The organism is Acinetobacter sp. GXMZU3951, assembly GCF_054457875.1.
The window spans coordinates 72302-88602 of sequence record NZ_JBTLFO010000010.1; the positions used below are offsets into that span (position 1 = coordinate 72302).

At 42.8% G+C, this 16301-nt stretch carries 17 protein-coding genes; 8 read left to right on the forward strand and 9 right to left on the reverse strand.

Annotated elements, in window-relative coordinates; translation table 11 throughout:
- Positions 1-11 precede the first annotated feature (11 nt).
- Together gatA and gatB are read left to right on the forward strand one after the other, a co-directional pair.
- Positions 12-1490: an Asp-tRNA(Asn)/Glu-tRNA(Gln) amidotransferase subunit GatA gene (gene gatA / locus ACX17N_RS14340; protein WP_458893246.1), complete on the forward strand. Its 1479-nt coding sequence runs from the start codon at positions 12-14 to the stop codon at positions 1488-1490.
- Entirely contained in the window at positions 1490-2977 is a 1488-nt protein-coding gene (gene gatB / locus ACX17N_RS14345; RefSeq protein ID WP_458893247.1) for an Asp-tRNA(Asn)/Glu-tRNA(Gln) amidotransferase subunit GatB, read from the forward strand. Before gatA ends, gatB begins: the two co-directional genes overlap by 1 nt.
- Before the next feature lie 46 nt (positions 2978-3023).
- Here gatB and ACX17N_RS14350 read toward each other — a convergent pair whose 3' ends face one another.
- Complete coding sequence (locus ACX17N_RS14350) at positions 3024-3953, reverse strand: SIR2 family protein (RefSeq protein ID WP_458893248.1); 930 nt, start codon at positions 3951-3953, stop codon at positions 3024-3026.
- 312 nt (positions 3954-4265) lie between these two features.
- On the opposite strand from ACX17N_RS14350, the gene ACX17N_RS14355 reads away from it, so the two are divergent.
- The gene (locus ACX17N_RS14355; RefSeq protein ID WP_458893249.1) at positions 4266-4772 is read left to right on the forward strand and encodes a hypothetical protein; all 507 of its coding nucleotides are present in this window, start codon (positions 4266-4268) and stop codon (positions 4770-4772) included.
- Between the two features lie 63 nt (positions 4773-4835).
- Here ACX17N_RS14355 and ACX17N_RS14360 read toward each other — a convergent pair whose 3' ends face one another.
- Positions 4836-5351 carry a hypothetical protein gene (locus tag ACX17N_RS14360; RefSeq protein WP_458893250.1) on the reverse strand — a complete coding sequence of 172 codons (516 nt, stop codon included), beginning with the start codon at positions 5349-5351 and terminating at the stop codon, positions 4836-4838.
- A gap of 45 nt (positions 5352-5396) precedes the next feature.
- Positions 5397-6320, reverse strand: coding sequence for a LysR family transcriptional regulator (locus ACX17N_RS14365; protein WP_458893310.1), 924 nt, complete (start codon positions 6318-6320; stop codon positions 5397-5399).
- 109 nt (positions 6321-6429) lie between these two features.
- Here ACX17N_RS14365 and ACX17N_RS14370 point away from each other — a divergent pair, with 109 nt between their 5' ends.
- Together ACX17N_RS14370 and ACX17N_RS14375 are read left to right on the forward strand one after the other, a co-directional pair.
- The gene (locus tag ACX17N_RS14370) at positions 6430-7005 is read left to right on the forward strand and encodes a chromate transporter (protein WP_458893251.1); all 576 of its coding nucleotides are present in this window, start codon (positions 6430-6432) and stop codon (positions 7003-7005) included.
- Positions 7002-7517: a chromate transporter gene (locus ACX17N_RS14375; RefSeq protein WP_458893252.1), complete on the forward strand. Its 516-nt coding sequence runs from the start codon at positions 7002-7004 to the stop codon at positions 7515-7517. The genes ACX17N_RS14370 and ACX17N_RS14375 overlap by 4 nt, the downstream gene beginning before the upstream one ends.
- A gap of 111 nt (positions 7518-7628) precedes the next feature.
- Here the strand turns inward: ACX17N_RS14375 and ACX17N_RS14380 are convergent, their stop codons facing one another.
- Complete coding sequence (locus ACX17N_RS14380) at positions 7629-8105, reverse strand: hypothetical protein (protein WP_458893253.1); 477 nt, start codon at positions 8103-8105, stop codon at positions 7629-7631.
- 229 nt (positions 8106-8334) lie between these two features.
- Between ACX17N_RS14380 and ACX17N_RS14385 the strand changes: the two genes are divergently transcribed.
- Positions 8335-8913 (forward strand): DJ-1/PfpI family protein, encoded by a 579-nt coding sequence (locus tag ACX17N_RS14385; protein WP_458893254.1) that lies wholly within the window; start codon positions 8335-8337, stop codon positions 8911-8913.
- Between the two features lie 77 nt (positions 8914-8990).
- Here the strand turns inward: ACX17N_RS14385 and ACX17N_RS14390 are convergent, their stop codons facing one another.
- The 4 genes from ACX17N_RS14390 to sbmA form a co-directional block, all read right to left on the reverse strand.
- Positions 8991-9818 (reverse strand): hypothetical protein, encoded by an 828-nt coding sequence (locus tag ACX17N_RS14390; protein WP_458893255.1) that lies wholly within the window; start codon positions 9816-9818, stop codon positions 8991-8993.
- 76 nt (positions 9819-9894) lie between these two features.
- Positions 9895-10848, reverse strand: coding sequence for a hypothetical protein (locus ACX17N_RS14395; RefSeq protein ID WP_458893256.1), 954 nt, complete (start codon positions 10846-10848; stop codon positions 9895-9897).
- A gap of 294 nt (positions 10849-11142) precedes the next feature.
- Positions 11143-12225, reverse strand: coding sequence for a DUF1176 domain-containing protein (locus ACX17N_RS14400; RefSeq protein ID WP_458893257.1), 1083 nt, complete (start codon positions 12223-12225; stop codon positions 11143-11145).
- Between the two features lie 126 nt (positions 12226-12351).
- Positions 12352-13545: a peptide antibiotic transporter SbmA gene (sbmA, locus tag ACX17N_RS14405; RefSeq protein WP_458893258.1), complete on the reverse strand. Its 1194-nt coding sequence runs from the start codon at positions 13543-13545 to the stop codon at positions 12352-12354.
- 477 nt (positions 13546-14022) lie between these two features.
- Between sbmA and ACX17N_RS14410 the strand changes: the two genes are divergently transcribed.
- Both ACX17N_RS14410 and ACX17N_RS14415 read left to right on the forward strand, forming a co-directional pair.
- Complete coding sequence (locus ACX17N_RS14410) at positions 14023-14217, forward strand: hypothetical protein (RefSeq protein WP_458893259.1); 195 nt, start codon at positions 14023-14025, stop codon at positions 14215-14217.
- A 260-nt stretch (positions 14218-14477) separates the two neighbouring features.
- Positions 14478-15281, forward strand: a complete 804-nt coding sequence (locus ACX17N_RS14415; RefSeq protein WP_458893260.1) for a tetratricopeptide repeat protein — start codon at positions 14478-14480, stop codon at positions 15279-15281.
- An 84-nt stretch (positions 15282-15365) separates the two neighbouring features.
- On the opposite strand, the gene ACX17N_RS14420 is transcribed toward ACX17N_RS14415, so the two are convergent.
- Positions 15366-16289: an AEC family transporter gene (locus ACX17N_RS14420; protein ID WP_458893261.1), complete on the reverse strand. Its 924-nt coding sequence runs from the start codon at positions 16287-16289 to the stop codon at positions 15366-15368.
- Positions 16290-16301: the final 12 nt, after the last annotated feature.

The window sequence follows — 16301 nt, forward strand, 5'->3', positions numbered from 1 at the left end:
AATTATTTCTCATGACCGATTTACATCGCTTATCGATTCGCGAACTGACAGAGGGCTTAGCCAATGCGCAATTCTCCTCTCGCGAACTGACTGCACATTATTTAAAACGTATTGAAAAAATTGATGCTCAAGTCCAGTCCTATGTGACCGTGACCGCTGAACAAGCATTGGCACAAGCCGATGCAGCCGATGCTTTACGTCAAGCAGGTCAAGCCACTGCCCTTACTGGTGTGCCGATTGCGCATAAAGATATTTTTTGTACCCAAGGTATTCGTACCTCTGCGGGTTCAAAAATGTTGGACAACTTTATCTCACCATATGATGCGACTGTAGTTGCCAAAGGCAAAGCCGCAGGTTTGGTGACTTTGGGTAAAGTCAACATGGACGAATTTGCCATGGGTTCAACGTCTGAGTCGTCTTACTATGGTGCAACCAAAAACCCGTGGGCGCTGGATCACGTTCCAGGCGGTTCATCGGGTGGTTCTGCAGCGGTGATTGCAGCGGATCTTGCTCCGTTTGCAACAGGTACAGATACCGGCGGTTCAATCCGTCAGCCTGCATCGTTCTGTGGTTTAACCGGTTTAAAACCGACTTATGGTCGCGTATCGCGTTTCGGGATGATTGCTTATGCCTCATCACTCGATCAAGGCGGTCCAATGGCACGTTCGGCAGAAGACTGTGCTTACCTGATGAATGTGATGGCAGGTCACGATGCTAAAGACTCTACTTCTGTAGAGAAAGACGTTGATGATTATGTGGCGAACCTAAACGGCACAGCGGTGAAAGGCTTACGCATTGGTATTCCAAAGCAATACTTTAATGTGGCAGGTTTGGATGCTGCGGTAAAAGCACGCGTTGAAGAATCTTTAAAGAAATTGGAAGAGATGGGCGCGATCTTGGTTGAGATTGATCTCAATATGACCGAAGCTTATGTGCCGACCTATTATCTGATTGCTCCTGCGGAAGCATCTTCTAACTTGTCACGTTTTGATGGCGTGCGTTATGGCTACCGCTGTGAAAACCCAACCGACATCTTGGACCTGTATAAGCGTTCACGTTCTGAAGGCTTTGGTGCAGAAGTACAACGTCGTATCTTGATTGGTACCTATGCGTTATCTGCGGGTTATTACGATGCGTACTATGTGAAAGCACAGAAAGTCCGTCGCTTAATTCAGCAAGACTTCTTAAAAGCTTTTGAAAATGTCGATGTGATTGCTGCGCCTTCTGCGCCAACGACAGCGTACCGTATTGGCGCATCGTTAGACCCAGTGGAAATGTACTTGGGCGACATTTATACCATCGCAGTGAACTTGGCTGGTTTACCTGCAATTAACGCTCCTGTTGGTTTTGACCAAGACAACTTGCCAGTCGGTTTACAGTTGATTGGGAACTACTGGTCTGAATCACAATTGTTGTCGATTGTGCATCAATACCAACAACACACTGACTTCCACACGCAACGTGCGGCGATTGCTGAGGAGAATGCATAATGGCACAAGCTCAAAAACAATCCCCAAAATCAGCAAAATCAAACTTGATTGATGGCTGGGAAGTCGTGATCGGGATTGAGATTCACACTCAACTTGCCACCAACTCTAAAATTTTCTCAGGTTCTTCGACTGAATTTGGTCAAGACCCAAATACCCAAGCCAGCTTGGTTGATTTAGCCATGCCGGGTGTGCTGCCTGTGTTAAACAAGCAAGTTGTAGATTTAGCGATTCGTTTCGGTTTAGGGATTGATGCCTACATCGACCAAGCCTCGGTGTTTGCGCGTAAAAATTACTTCTACCCTGACTCACCGAAAGGCTACCAAATTAGCCAGATGGACAACCCGATTGTGGGCTTGGGTCATATCGACATTCAATTGGATGACGGTACGGTGAAACGTATTGGTATTACCCGTGCCCATCTTGAAGAAGATGCTGGTAAATCCATTCACGACCAATTTGAAGGTATGTCAGGCATCGACTTGAACCGTGCAGGTACACCTTTACTTGAAATCGTGTCTGAGCCAGATATGCGTTCGGTAGAAGAAGCGGTTGCCTACATTAAAGCGATTCATACCTTGGTGCGTTGGCTCGGTATTTCTGACGGGAACATGGCAGAAGGTTCTTTCCGTGCCGACTGTAACGTGTCTTTACGTCGTCCGGGTCAGCCGTTTGGTACGCGTTGTGAATTGAAAAACCTCAACTCATTCCGTTTCATTGAGCAAGCGATCAATGTTGAAATTGAACGCCAAATGGAAATTTTGGAATGGGATGGCACAGTTGATCAAGAAACTCGTTTATTCGACCCTGTGAAAATGGAAACGCGTTCAATGCGTTCGAAAGAAGAAGCGAACGATTACCGCTACTTCCCAGACCCAGACTTGTTGCCTGTGATTATTCCAGATGCGCAAATTGAAGCAGCACGTGCGGCATTGCCAGAGTTACCTGCGGCACGTCGTGCGCGTTTTGTGGCGGACTTTGGCGTAACTGAGTACGATGCACACGTGTTAACACTGACCCGCGAAATGTCTGAGTTTTATGAAGCTGTGGTTCAAGCTGCTGGCGGTGCTGCACAAGGTAAAGTGTCTGCAAACTGGGTGATGGGCGAATTCTCGGGTGCTTTAAACAAAGCAGGCTTAGAGTTGGCAGATTCCCCTGTTTCGGCTGAACAATTGGGCGGCATGATTGCACGTATTGTCGATAACACCATTAACGGTAAGATTGCGAAGCAAGTGTTTGGCTTTATGTGGGAAGAAGGCAAAACTGCCGATGCCATTATTGCTGAAAAAGGCTTGAAGCAAGAAACTGACACTGGTGCGATTGAAGCGATTATTAAAGATGTGCTTGCAGCCAACGAGAAGATGGTTGAGGAATACAAGTCTGGTAAAGAGAAAGCCTTTAACGGTCTTGTCGGTCAAGTGATGAAAGCTGCAAAAGGCAAAGCTAACCCTGCACAAGTGAATGAATTAATGAAGAAATTGATTGGTTGATCTGTTCTGATTTAAAAAATAAAACCCGCTTTAGAGCGGGTTTTATTTACCATGATGTAAATTGGGTTATATCAGGCATTCTTTGTAAGGTTACATTAGCACCTAGCTCACCATCCCAAAACTGTTGACGTTGTTTAACTGTTTGACCATCGCCATCCCACTCAACAATTTTTTTGAATTTACTATTCGCATGTACTTTTAAAAGTTGATTTAAATGCGTATCACATCCTGAGTAACCAAATAAAATTATTTCATTTACTTCGCTTAAAGATAAAATCAAATAGTTCCAATAGGTTGATAGTACTTCAGAGGCAGTTATTACACTAGGCTTATGTTTAATATGTGTTAAGACAATATGCTTACTTGGATTTTTTTTTGCAATTTGAAAATTATATAATTTCTCTTTATAAGTTGCCCCATCCTTATCTTCAAACAATGGGCATCCATGTAAATGCATGTAGTACCCAAAGTCTTTATCATAAAGGCGAACTAAATTAGAACTATCAAAGCCTGAATTCCAAAAGCCATCAACTAAATAATCAAACCCATTACAAATTCCTTCATCAACAAATGCTTTATACAACAATCGATCATAATTTAAAGTTCCAACATGGGACTTTGTATTTTTTATAAAATCTATTAATGCTGTTTTAAATTCCAACGGTAACGTATTTGTAGAGTCGAATAAATGTGCTGCAACTGTATGAATATACTCTTGAGCTGCTGTTGTAAAATCATGACCATAATTTGACAACCAATGCTGCCCATTAGTTGTATTCGGGAAATCATTAAGATAATCACAAGAAGTCGAAACTAAGTATAATTTATCTAATTCTTCCTCTGATACTGGACATTGTCCTGAAGGAATACAGTTTTGGATTAAATCACGATGTACCGTATCACTCCATAATGTGTCATCTCCCCAAATAGTATTCAAAGCATTTGTCAGTGAATAATGGCTATGATCAATTGCCATTCCTAAACCATTGCCAAAAATCAAAAGTTTCCGCACTATCATTTACCATATTAATAAATAAAGGAATTACTATAAGAACAAAAATATTTTTTAAATACCTTGAAATTAGCTATAAAATTTAATTTAACATTATGTCAAATACATTACCTATTAAAATTATATATCATCAGGAAAAATCCTAAAAAATAAATATTAGTTCTTTTTTTAACCACAAGAACTTAAAAAGCTTATTAAAAAATCATTTGATATTAAATATTTGTAAAATTCAAAAAAAATATCTTAGATTACTTAATTTTAAAGAAGAGCTTTGAAATGAGTCCTGCAAAACCAATTACAGCATTAATTACTATTTTAGGATTAGCTTTTATCGTTAGTATGTGCAACAACGTAAACAATGCATCTACAGAATCCTCTGTTAAATTAGATGAAAAATCAACCTCACAAGAAGCTCAAGCTGCTGCTATAGAGGCAGATTTAGCAACCCAAAACCCCGACCAAGGAATACAAGATAATTCATCAGTAATTGCTTCATCAAACAATAAAAATGAAGAAATACCGTTTAAAGTAAATTCTCAGGAAGAATACAATAAAGAGATGCATCATACTCTTTCCCTTGTAGAAAGAAATATGAGTAACATTTACGAACAGAATTCAGAAACGCAATATAGAATTATGTGTTTGGAGTTACCAATAATGGCATTTAACTTAAAGGCTTTTGCTGATGCCAACCCTGAATATAGTGACCCAAAGGTTAGCTTTAATGATGTGGTTGCGAGTATTGAGGCTGCTCAAAAAGAGATAGTAGGCAGCTGTAACTGATAATTTAGATGCCCTTTAACTTAAAATAAGGGCATCATTTTAAAAAATATTACTAAATTCATTTTAGCGTACCACACCCAACTTATTCCAAATATCAGGCGTCAAAAACGTCGTCAACATCTTGTTTAAATCCACATAACGCAACAAACCATTCAACTGCTGCTTCACTTCCGTATTCTTTACAATTTCTTCGCCCGTAATGCGCCCCAACTGCTGAAAACTTTCATCTACGGCTTGAATACCATCTGCCTGAATCACCGCTTTGGTCTGTGCCGAACATTGCTCGACCAAAATACGCTGTAACACCTGCGCCACGTTTTTATCCAGTGCGGTTTTCTGATCTTCCGTAACCTGACTAAACTGCTTTAATTCAGGGTGAGTGGATAGCGCTACAAAGGTCCATTGCAACACGGCGGTTTTATCCGTGGCGGTAGTCGACTTTACCAAACAATCACTCAGTTGATCGACTGTGGTACTGGCTTGCGACATTTGTGCCGTACCCAAAACAGCAGTAGCCAATAACACTGCACGCGTTAAATAAGACCATTTCCCTTGAGCATGGGCAACCTGAGCAGACATATACTGAATTCCATTAAATGATTGGCTTCTTTGTAGCACAGGACTTTAGCGTTGGTTGTTATGACTCTGTATCTCGCTGGACTGCTTGCCTAAAAGTTGCAACACATGCTGTAAACGCACATTGTCGGGATTGTCTTTATACACCGCATAAATCGGGGCGATACACGGTACATCCGCTTTTAAAGGTTTATACACAATTTGCTTGTTCCAAAAATCCCGAATTGCTTCGGGCACAATCGACAACCCAATACCTGCGGCAATCAAGTTTAAGCTAGACGTTAATCGCGGGGCTTCTTGGACAATCTTGGGACTAAAACCTGCCTGATAACAACTCGCCATAATATTGTCGAACAAATCCTGCCCTGCCAAACGGCGATACAGCACAAAATCATAAGGTTCTAAAGCCAATAATAGAATGACACCAGACTGTGCCACCAGCGGATGGTTATTCGGCATTGCCACAATTAATGGCTCATCCAGCACATGCAAGCTATTTAACCCCAGACCAATCGGAGCAGGTTTACGTAAAAATACGAGGTCATTTTTATCATTACGGATGGAGTCCACCAGTGCATTGCTGCCATCTTCTTCCAGATAAATAGACACCGCAGGAAAGGCTTCACGAAAATTACGCAGCAAAGCGGGTAAAAAGGGATGCAAACCCACTGAGTTGGTAATGCCGATATTCAACTGCCCTTCCAACCCCTGCGTGATGTTCTGCACCCGCTGCGAAATGGCTTGTGTATGTGCCAAGATGGTTAAGGCTTCCTGATACAGGACTTTACCCGCTTCCGTGACCTCGACCCCTCGTGGCAAGCGCTTCAGCAACTGGGCGTTCAGTTCATCTTCCAGACCTTTAATAATGCGGGTTAAAGGCGGTTGTTGCATATTTAAACGCACAGCAGCACGCGAAATATTGCTCTCTTCCACCACGGCAACAAAGGCTTTGAGCTTGTGAATATCCATCATCATCCCGTTTATAAACATACTTTTTAGGTATGGATAACATCATAATTAGCATTTTTCATTATAACGCAACAGGCGCATACTTTTGACATGCAAGATTGAGAGCGAAGCCATGAAAACAGAAGTCATTCCCTTGGAGCAAGAGATTCATCCCAATGCGCAGGAATTATTTATGGGGTTTATGAAGCTCGGTCTGATGGGTTTTGGTGGCGTGCTGCCACTGGCTCACCGCATGATTGTGGATGATCGAAAATGGCTGACGATTGAGGAATTTACCCATTTACTTGGCGTGTGCCAATTGCTGCCCGGTGGCAATATTATCAATATGTCCGTGGCGATCGGCTATCAATTTCAAGGCGTGAAAGGAGCCGTTAGTGCTGTGGTGGGCTTAATCTCGGCACCCACTTTAATTGTGATTTTACTGTATGAACTGTATGCCCGATTTCAATCCATTGCTATGGTAAAGCATATGCTGGAAGGCTTGGCTGCGGCTGCCGCGGGTCTGCTGTTTGCCATGGGCTTGAAAATGCTACGCCCGATCTTAAATCGTGCAATGACATGGTTCACCATCGCCTTGACCTTTGTATTTATGCTGCTGATAAAAGTGCCTTTACTGCTGACTTTAATCATTTTAATCGCCATCAATCTCAGCCTGTTAAGCCTAAATAAAGGAGCAAAAAGCGCATGATTCTGATTGTCTTAGCCATCGTTTTTACCCAACTATCTTTACTGGCTTTTGGCGGTGGCCCTGCAATTTTGCCGGAAATGCAACATCAGGTGGTTGAAGTCCATCACTGGTTAACCGCAGCCGAGTTTAGCACCATGTTTGCCATGGCTCAGGCAGCACCCGGCCCGAATATGATGATTGTGCCTTTGGTCGGTTGGCATGTGGCAGGTCCCGCAGGGCTATTGGTGACCTCTTTGGCCAAATTTGGTCCCTCATCGGTGCTTACCGTCTTTGCGCTGAAATTCTGGAATCAGTTTAAGGATCATCCACTACGTGAACGCTTTGAAAAAGCCTTAAAGCCGATTACGGTCGGACTGGTGCTGGTCAGTGCATGGATTATTGCCGATGCTTCGGCGCAAAATACCTTATTGGTCGCCATCATTGTGATTGCAACGGTGATGAGTCTGTTTAAAAAAGTCCATCCACTGTGGGTGATGTTGTTTGGTGCAACCGCAGGAGCATGTTTTCTATAAAAATACCCTAAAGATCCATCAACCCGCATTGTGTGGGTTTGATCATTTTTACTCATCAATACTAAGTTGATCCAACCCCTAGATTGACATCGGCTACCCTGCACCACTGGATTAATATTGCGCTAAATCTCGCTCTCGGCAAGACAGCTCATAATATTCTGCACGCGGATAACTTTTTAGGCTGTGAGCATAATAATCCGATGCTTCTTCATTTCTCGGTTTTAAAGAGCACTGATGCTGTTTGGTAAATTGCTGCAAAGCAGCCAAATCCGATTTTTTGCTCAATACAGCTCCCCACCCTTCACTGACACAACAGCCTATATACTCAGACATATATTCATCTGATACAGCCACTACAGTCTGCCCCATAAACTTGATTGGCTTTTTGACTGTATAAACATCAATGTAGTCAGAGCGGAAAATTTCAGGTTTTTTGGCAATAAAACCACCTGCTTTTAATGCTTTAAAGCTTGGAAATTCATGTTTGGCAGCGCCCATGCCTCGGTAGGTTTTCATCTCTTCAGCGATGGCGAAAGAAGAAAACCCCATGGTGAATAACAGAAAACCATAATGCAGCCAATGTTTCATATTCAATTTTATCCATTGTTATGATTGTTAAGTGAACTGCATTTTAAATCAGCGTGTCTAGAAAGCAACCAATCCTCTCTCCAACATTGAATCTCTTTGAATTTTTTAAAATCTGAATTCACTATTTTTAGTTATGACTAAAGACAACAAAGCTGCTCTTAACCCTGAGATCGGTCTATGCTAAGTTGATATAAAAATCATCCATACATAACAACACCGAGGGAAAATCATGTCCAAACAAATACTCATGCTGGTCGGTGACTACGCCGAAGATTATGAAACCATGGTGCCTTTTCAATTTCTGACGGGACTGGGCTATAACGTACATGCGGTCTGCCCCGATAAAAAAGCGGGTGACAGCATTGCCACCGCCATTCACGATTTTGAAGGTGAACAAACTTATAGTGAAAAACGTGGACATAATTTTGCCATTAACTATGATTTTGATGCCGTGAACACCGCAGATTATGTCGGTTTGCTTATTCCTGGTGGGCGAGCACCAGAATATTTACGTATGAATGCCCGAGTGGTGGAGATAGTCCGTGAGTTTGATGCCGTAAAAAAACCGATTGCTGCCGTGTGTCATGGCGCGCAACTGTTAGCTGCGGCTGATGTGCTCAAAGGACGTACCTGTTCGGCTTACCCTGCCTGTGCGGCAGAAGTTAAACTGGCTGGGGGTGAATATGCCGATATTGCAGTCACTGAAGCTGTGACGGATGGGCACTTGGTTACCGCCCCTGCATGGCCGGCACATCCTGCGTGGTTGGCGCAGTTTGTGAAAGCACTCGGTGCAACCATTCAGATTTAAAATCATTAGGTTGAAACAAATACGGTTGCGTTCCAAACCGAATCGATGGAACGCAACCCTGTATTGATCGATTTGATTCAAGATAACTGATGATGGATGGTCGGGGATTGGTTCCAGTACCAATAAAAATAGCCGCCCTGATTTTGTAATAAAGTATGGGTTTTTAATTGGGTTTGCTGTTGATTGCCCCAACAGGCATGTGCCGAATTTCGGTTATTGTGCAAGTTGATATATTCACGTGCTGGATACGCAGGCTGTGGCGGCAAATACAGTGCCGAACCGACAGGTATCCATAAATCAGCCAGATAGATTTTCTTGCGCTTAGGCCAATAACGCGCCACGCTAATCACAAGCGGTAAACTTTCATCGGTAGATGCGAAAACATGCGGAAAATCATGATGTTCCAAATCCGTGCAAATAAAAGGAAATAAGGTTTTTCCGCCATCCACAGCTTTACCCAAATCCAAATAAGGACACCAGTAACTTGCCCACATGCCATAGGCATATTCAATTTGCGACAGTGTGGTCACTGGGCTTTGAATCTCTATCGCTTGTCCAGCTTCCACCAAGGTAAAACCAAACGCTACGGCATTTTCACGGGTTGCCCATAAGGCTTCAAATTCAAACTGTGTTCCTTCAAACTCCAATTGAGTTTCTAGGCCATAGGGGGCATTATCCTTGCTGCCTAGGCTGCGGGGTACCCGATAAGCTTGCCCTTTATGGCTAGCACTTTCTGCGGCCAAACGAAGCACTTCAACTTGATCAGGTAAGCAAGCGAGATAGCTGGGTCGGCCTGCATCATTATAAAAGTATGGGGTTTGTCGGATATCAAGCACAGACTCCCCGACTTCCTGCTCTAATAAGGGCCCTGCAAAATAAACGGCGTTCTGTGTAGTACTGCTCATCTCATTCTTCCTATTTACCCATCTAGGGTGCTAGCTGAGCATACGCAGTCGGGATTCACTCTTTACGACGATAAACTCATTTGCCCTGAGCCAACATGCGTTTTGCCCCTGCATGATTGTAGTTGTTGGCAAGATTTTGCAGAATTTTATTGGCTTGTCCTTTTGGATTAGAAAACCGGCTGCGGTATGCAGGCACACTGGTTAAACAGCGTGCAACGAGCATGCCTGAATCGGTATAGACATTGGCATTGGTGCCAGTCAATTTGCCATAGTTATAGGCACGTTGCGCATTATTACAGGCATTCAGCTGATTTTTGCCTTTACTTAAATCACGGCGTGCTGCGACATAGGCTTTTAACTGTTGTTGCTGCGGAGTTTCTACTACAGAAGCCGCGACTGGTTCGGCTTTGCTGTCTTTCTTTTTTTCACTGTCTTTTTTATTCTCGGTTTCCTTCACTTCAAGCTTATTGGCTTTAGCTGTGGTGGTTTTATTGGACTTTTTTTCCGAAACATTTGAACCCGCATTTCGATACAACTGCTTCGCTTCTTCTAGGCTTAAAATTCGGGTCTGCAAGCGCACCACCCGTGCTTTTGCATTCGAGTCCAATTTACTCTCAGCGGTAGGCTCAATGGAAACAATCCAGCGCGCATCTGGCAAGACACATTGATAAGTCCCGATGCCTTGTTTGACATTACTGTGTGCATTTAGGCGTTTTTTTTGCGCCTGCTCTTTAACCAAACTCATGTTACTTTTATACAGCAAGGCAAATTTGCCACCTTTGGCATGACAGTAATTGCCTAAATATTTACGTGGATAAAGCGCCTGTGGTTCACTCGAGTTTTGCTCATTTCCCCAGTCATAGACATATTCTTTGCCAGAACCATCCGCTGCATTCAACTGTTTCTGATCAATCAATGCCTGTGGTGTCGCATATTTACCGATTGAATCTGCGCTCATTCCCCCCAAATGACTACAGCCTTGCACCACGATTCCTGCCACCCCAATCAAGATCAATGCTTGTAAATTCACGTCTTTTTTCTCAATAATTTTTTTATTGTTTAAAAATATCGCAAAAAAAATAAAATAACAAACATAGACTACTGATTTTATTATTCATTTTTAAAAATTTACCCAATTGAAATCAAATATATTCGGGTTTATGCAAATTAAACCCAATTTTATCCTAGTTATTTGATTTAATTAACAAATCCAAAAGACTGTTGTAGTAGCAGTTAAATTTCAATCAGCAGAATCCAGTTGCTCACACAGTGCAATGAGCAATCGGGCATCACACTGTGTTGAACAAGAATCCTCAGTAAGCAATTACTGAACCACGGCCTCAATTTTATCCAGATTCCATACACCGCCAGCCGCCAGACCTTTACACATGCCTGTCCAGCGGTCCTGGGTCTGAACAAACCGTTGCCCATTCCAGACCCATTCCGCAATACTCCAGCAGTCACCAATACCTCGTCCTTTTTGTGCACTGTGGATACGACCTTCACTAAAGTCAGAAGCCGTTTCCGTCACAAAGGTAGCTGGACCTTTTAAACTCGCATCCATGACCCACATGCCATAACCTTCGTTATAGGCGGCACGCCAACACAATGTACTGACCAGCACTTTCTGCCCACTCAGCTTATACACTTCAATGGCTTGAGATTCGACCTCACCGTCCTGATAAATGCCCTCACAGAATCCTTCAGAGACTTCATCGCCTTTGGGTTGTGCTGTAATTAAGGTCTGATACAGGCTGGAATACTTTGCCTGTTTGGGGGTCAAGGTTAAGTACGGAGTATTGGCTGTTTTGACCGCTTTCACCTGTAAAGGGGGGACTGCGGACAAGACTTTTGCCTCACTGTTCTGCCCAGTTTTAATTAAAGCGCCAACTGTGCCGACACGTCTTTGAAAGTCATCCATTTTTAAGAGTGTGGCGGTCATGCCTGCATCGGAAATTTGCCAATGGTAATGCTGATTCTTAAACTCAATCTTGGCATTTTTGCCAGCCACTTGAAGTAGCGCCTGAACTTGCGCGGCAGATAATGTTCCCATTAACGGTACTTCACGCCCTTCAATCTGAACTGCCCCCAAGTCACGACCATTCACATAAAAATGAATATTTTGCAGTTGTTGCTCTGGCAGACGGTCATGCTCAAAACTCCCCAAGGCAAACTCGGCTTTAAGCGCTTGTTTGGCTCCGGCCTGACGCGTCAATAATAATGATGCAGGATCAAGCTCACTGCCTGAATCAGCTTGATAACCTGCGGCACGACAGGTTCCAGTATTACTGCAATACATCTCCCAGTCTTGATGATAAAAAGACATACCTTTGAGATCTTGCGCGATCACAGAGGCGCTCATCACACTCAACAGGCTGCTGGATATTAGCGTTGGAATAAATTTCATGATGCCTTCACTTTTAGTTATTGTCCTCAGGTAAAGCGAGTTTAGCGTTTTTTAAAGCGCGCCTTGTAGCCGCTACACAAGAAAAAACCTGCCGCAGCAGGTTTTAACATGACAGTGCGAGAAGTGTTAGTCGTGTAAAATAGACTCAAACGCTTTAAGACGCTTATAAATCGACAGCAATTCAATAATGGTTTTCCACGACATAATCAAATATTGAAATGATTCACGAACTTTATCAAACACATTTCCAATCTGGTTCACGAGACCTAAGGTCATGGTGCCTGCGGCAATGGATGGGAACAGCACCACCAAGCTATATAAAATATCGAGTTGTCGATACCACGTGGCCACTAAATTAAAATAGGCATAATGAAAGTAAAGGCGGAAATAGTTTTGACGAACTCGGCTAAACAATTCCGTCAGGGTTGCAGGTTGCGCACGATCGGCATGGTCTTCGCCATACACCAACTCTTTACGATAAGCCGCTTCTACCTTTTGATTATTAAATTCCAAACCAGGGAGTTTACTGCCCACCAGCATCAATAACACCGTCCCGAAAATGGCCCAGATAATCGAAGCCCAGACCAATGAATGCTTCAATTCACCGACTAAAGGCAATACTGGCACATGTTTGGAGAGTTCAAACAGAATCGGTAAGAATGCCACCAACACCATCACGGCCTTGATCAGCTCTACCCCTAAGTCTTCCATAATAGTGGCAAAGCGCATGGTGTCTTCCTGTACACGCTGCGAAGCCCCTTCAATCCGGCGTAACCGCTCCCAATGCTCGGTATAATATTCGTTCATGGCAGTACGCCAACGGAATACATAATGGCTGGTAAAAAATGAATTAACCACCGCAAAGGTGACTGCCACCATGGCAATATACAAAAAGGTCAACGTGCCTAGGTACAGGTCTTTAATATCCCCACCACTGCCCAGCATTTTTTGAATTAAGTCCCAAAACGGACCATACCAGGCATTAATGGCAACACTGACTTGAACGCCGAACCAGATATTAAACAGAATAAAGGCTGAGCCCCAAATCGACCAGCGTTGCCATTTGTTGTCGGAGAAAAACTTCCAGAACATGGCAAAAAGCGTGGTGGACACAAAAAACCAGAGGTAAAACCATAAGAATGAGGGTGACCAGAACCGACTCACACCAATCGGTAATTCCGCAGTTGCATATCCCTGTGGCCATCCAATGGCACTTCCCCAAGTACTCCCTCCCGTATACCACAGGATTACATTAACCACTGACCAGATCAGTACAGAAAGGAAAAACCATTTGGGATTTGGAAAAAATGATTTAAACATCGAACCCGAAAATCCTTGAATTATTGGAATGAATATCTTTGGAATACTAATCTTAAATGTGTAATTTCGGGTACGAACTTTTGCATATATTTGTACTTTTCTTTATTTGAATCACCTGCTTACGCAAACAATTCTCATTTACTTGTATAATTTAGTGGATCAATCCGCTAATTTTAGCCATTTTCAGCTTAACCCTGACGGTCGGTCTAAAATGCGAAAAACAGCCCGCTAAAGTTACACAATTATTATATTCCTGCTTTTTATCTCGCTCTATATTTCGACTTTAATACGCTTTTTCTGAAAAGATTTGAACGTTTGGCATAAAATTTTTGTTTTTTATACGATAAATCCAGATTCGCTCTCTGACCGAAAGATTTTATGATTCAATTCACAATTCAGATAAAGAGCGATAAATGCACAGCACAATGAATGCTACACTATTGCCACAATATAAACTCAATATATAAGGAGAAAAATATGGAGTCTTTTGTCATCGAATTGATTCAACCTGTGACTTTAGAAAAAGATGATCATGTGCCGAAGGTTTTTGATGAAGGCACAGTCCTGAAAGTGCTGATGAAAACACCGACCTCATTACTGGTTCGGGATGATCATAAATTCAGTTTTACTGTTGACCTAAATGATGAAGATGTGACTTGGCGTAAACTTTAAAGCCTCATGCATATGCTCTGAAAGACGATATTTTTCTGCTGCTCCCTCTCCATATCCCGTATATGGAGATGCTTTGCTCACCCAACTCCCCTCCAATGCGCTTGATCGAATCTATCTATGTAAATCGATTACGAGAGTGATTTATTTATTCACAATACACAAATCCCATATTTACATTCGAACAATTCAACCTATTATGGAAATGTTTCTGTCCCGACACACAGACGGAATTGTGTGCATGTTTGTATAAGGTTTTAATCATGAAAAAAATAATTCTTGCTGGTCTAATCGCGCTATCTTCACAATTTGCACTAGCCGAAACTCAATCCAAAATTGATCCTGCCTTTGTTCAAGTTGAAGAGATGGTGAAAGCCAACAATATGACTGGCGCCTATCAAGCCTTAGAAAAACTGGGGAAAGCAGGCAATGCACAAGCGCTCTACAATTTGGCCTATTTAACTCAAACAGGTCAAGGCAGCACCAAAGATGAAAAGAAAGCGCTTCAGTTGTATCAGCAATCTGCCAATAAAGGCTATCCCGTAGCCAACTATGTCTTGGGTAAAAATTATTTGGCGGGTTCCCTCGGCTTAAAACAAGACATCGCCAAAGCCAAACAATATCTTGAAAAAGCCTCAGCACAAGGCTTTAGCGATGCAACCGTAGATTTAGCTGTTTTACTGTTTTCTGAAAACACGGCAGCCTCAGATAAATTAGCCCTACAAAAGCTGGATCCTTTAATTAAAAAAGGCAACTTCCAAGCCATGCATGCCAAAGCCCTGTATGACATCAGTACCGGTTTTAAAAACAAAGATGAAGCCCCGATTAAGCAAGGACTTGCCAGCATCCAAGATTTAGCAAAAAAAGGCTATATTCCTGCGTTAATGGCTGTGGGCAATATGTTTACCAATGGCAACATCGTGCCGCAAAACTTGCCTGAAGCGAAAAAAATCTTTTCTGCTTTAGCGCAAGAAAATGTACCTCAAGCCCAAGAATCACTGGCTGTTGTGGAAAAAATGATGGCTGAACAGGCAAAAGCCCCGAGTAAAACAGCAAAAAAAAGCTAAAGCTGTGCCAGTCGCATTCCCCCTATACATCACATTCAGCCTAAACTTGCTGAGTGTGATTTTTTAGCATTTAAGGATGCTATTTTAATACCACCAAAATGCAATCAGCGCACTAATCACCGCAAAGCCACACAGGGTGCTCAGCATTAACGGTGTCAGTGCTTTTTCATTCAACCCATAGGTTTGTCCAAAAATCCCAAAGGCGATCGGCATTGGTAATGCTGCCAGTAACGTGCCCGCATATAGCATTTCCCGACTTACATTCGGCAACACCGACAACAATCCAAATATGGTCAGCGGCATCAAAACAATTTTGAACAACACTAAAAGAAGGCTTTGAAGATCGACGGCTTTTAAGCCTATTCCGACCAGACTACCACCAATCACAAACAGGGCAATCGGAGAGGCCGTTTTCCCCAACATCTCTAAAATCTGATTGAGGGCATTCGGCAAGCGGAGTTCAAGCAGCACGCAGCCCATGCCCAAAATGATCGCTAAAATAACAGGATTTTTCAGTAAATTGATCAGTGTAGAGCCAGCCACCTGCTTTACACTTCCCTGCTGCAAGCCAGCCTCTGCAATCAGCAGCACCAAGGCAACAATCACCAGATTTTCGATAATCAAAGTCAGAGAAATATAAATGGCCGCGTGTTGCCCAATCAACATGGTTAAAATTGCAGTCCCAATAAAGCCAGTATTCGACATGGACGCCCCCATCGCCATGACTGCAGAAGCCGTTAAGCGATGCTGAAAATAATGGCGATACACGGCAAAAGCAACAATGAATAGCAGTAAAGAACCACCACCATAAGCAATAAAATAACTGGGATGCCAAATTTCCTGCAGATTGCGACTCGCCAACGCATGTAATAAAAATGCAGGTAAGGACACTTTAATCACAAAGGCACTTAGGGCTTTGATCTGGTCGGGCAGAATCAATCCCCCCTTAACACAGGCAAACCCGAACAACACCAGCAAGAGAATAGGTAAAATAATACTCAAAACCATACATTTGCTCCG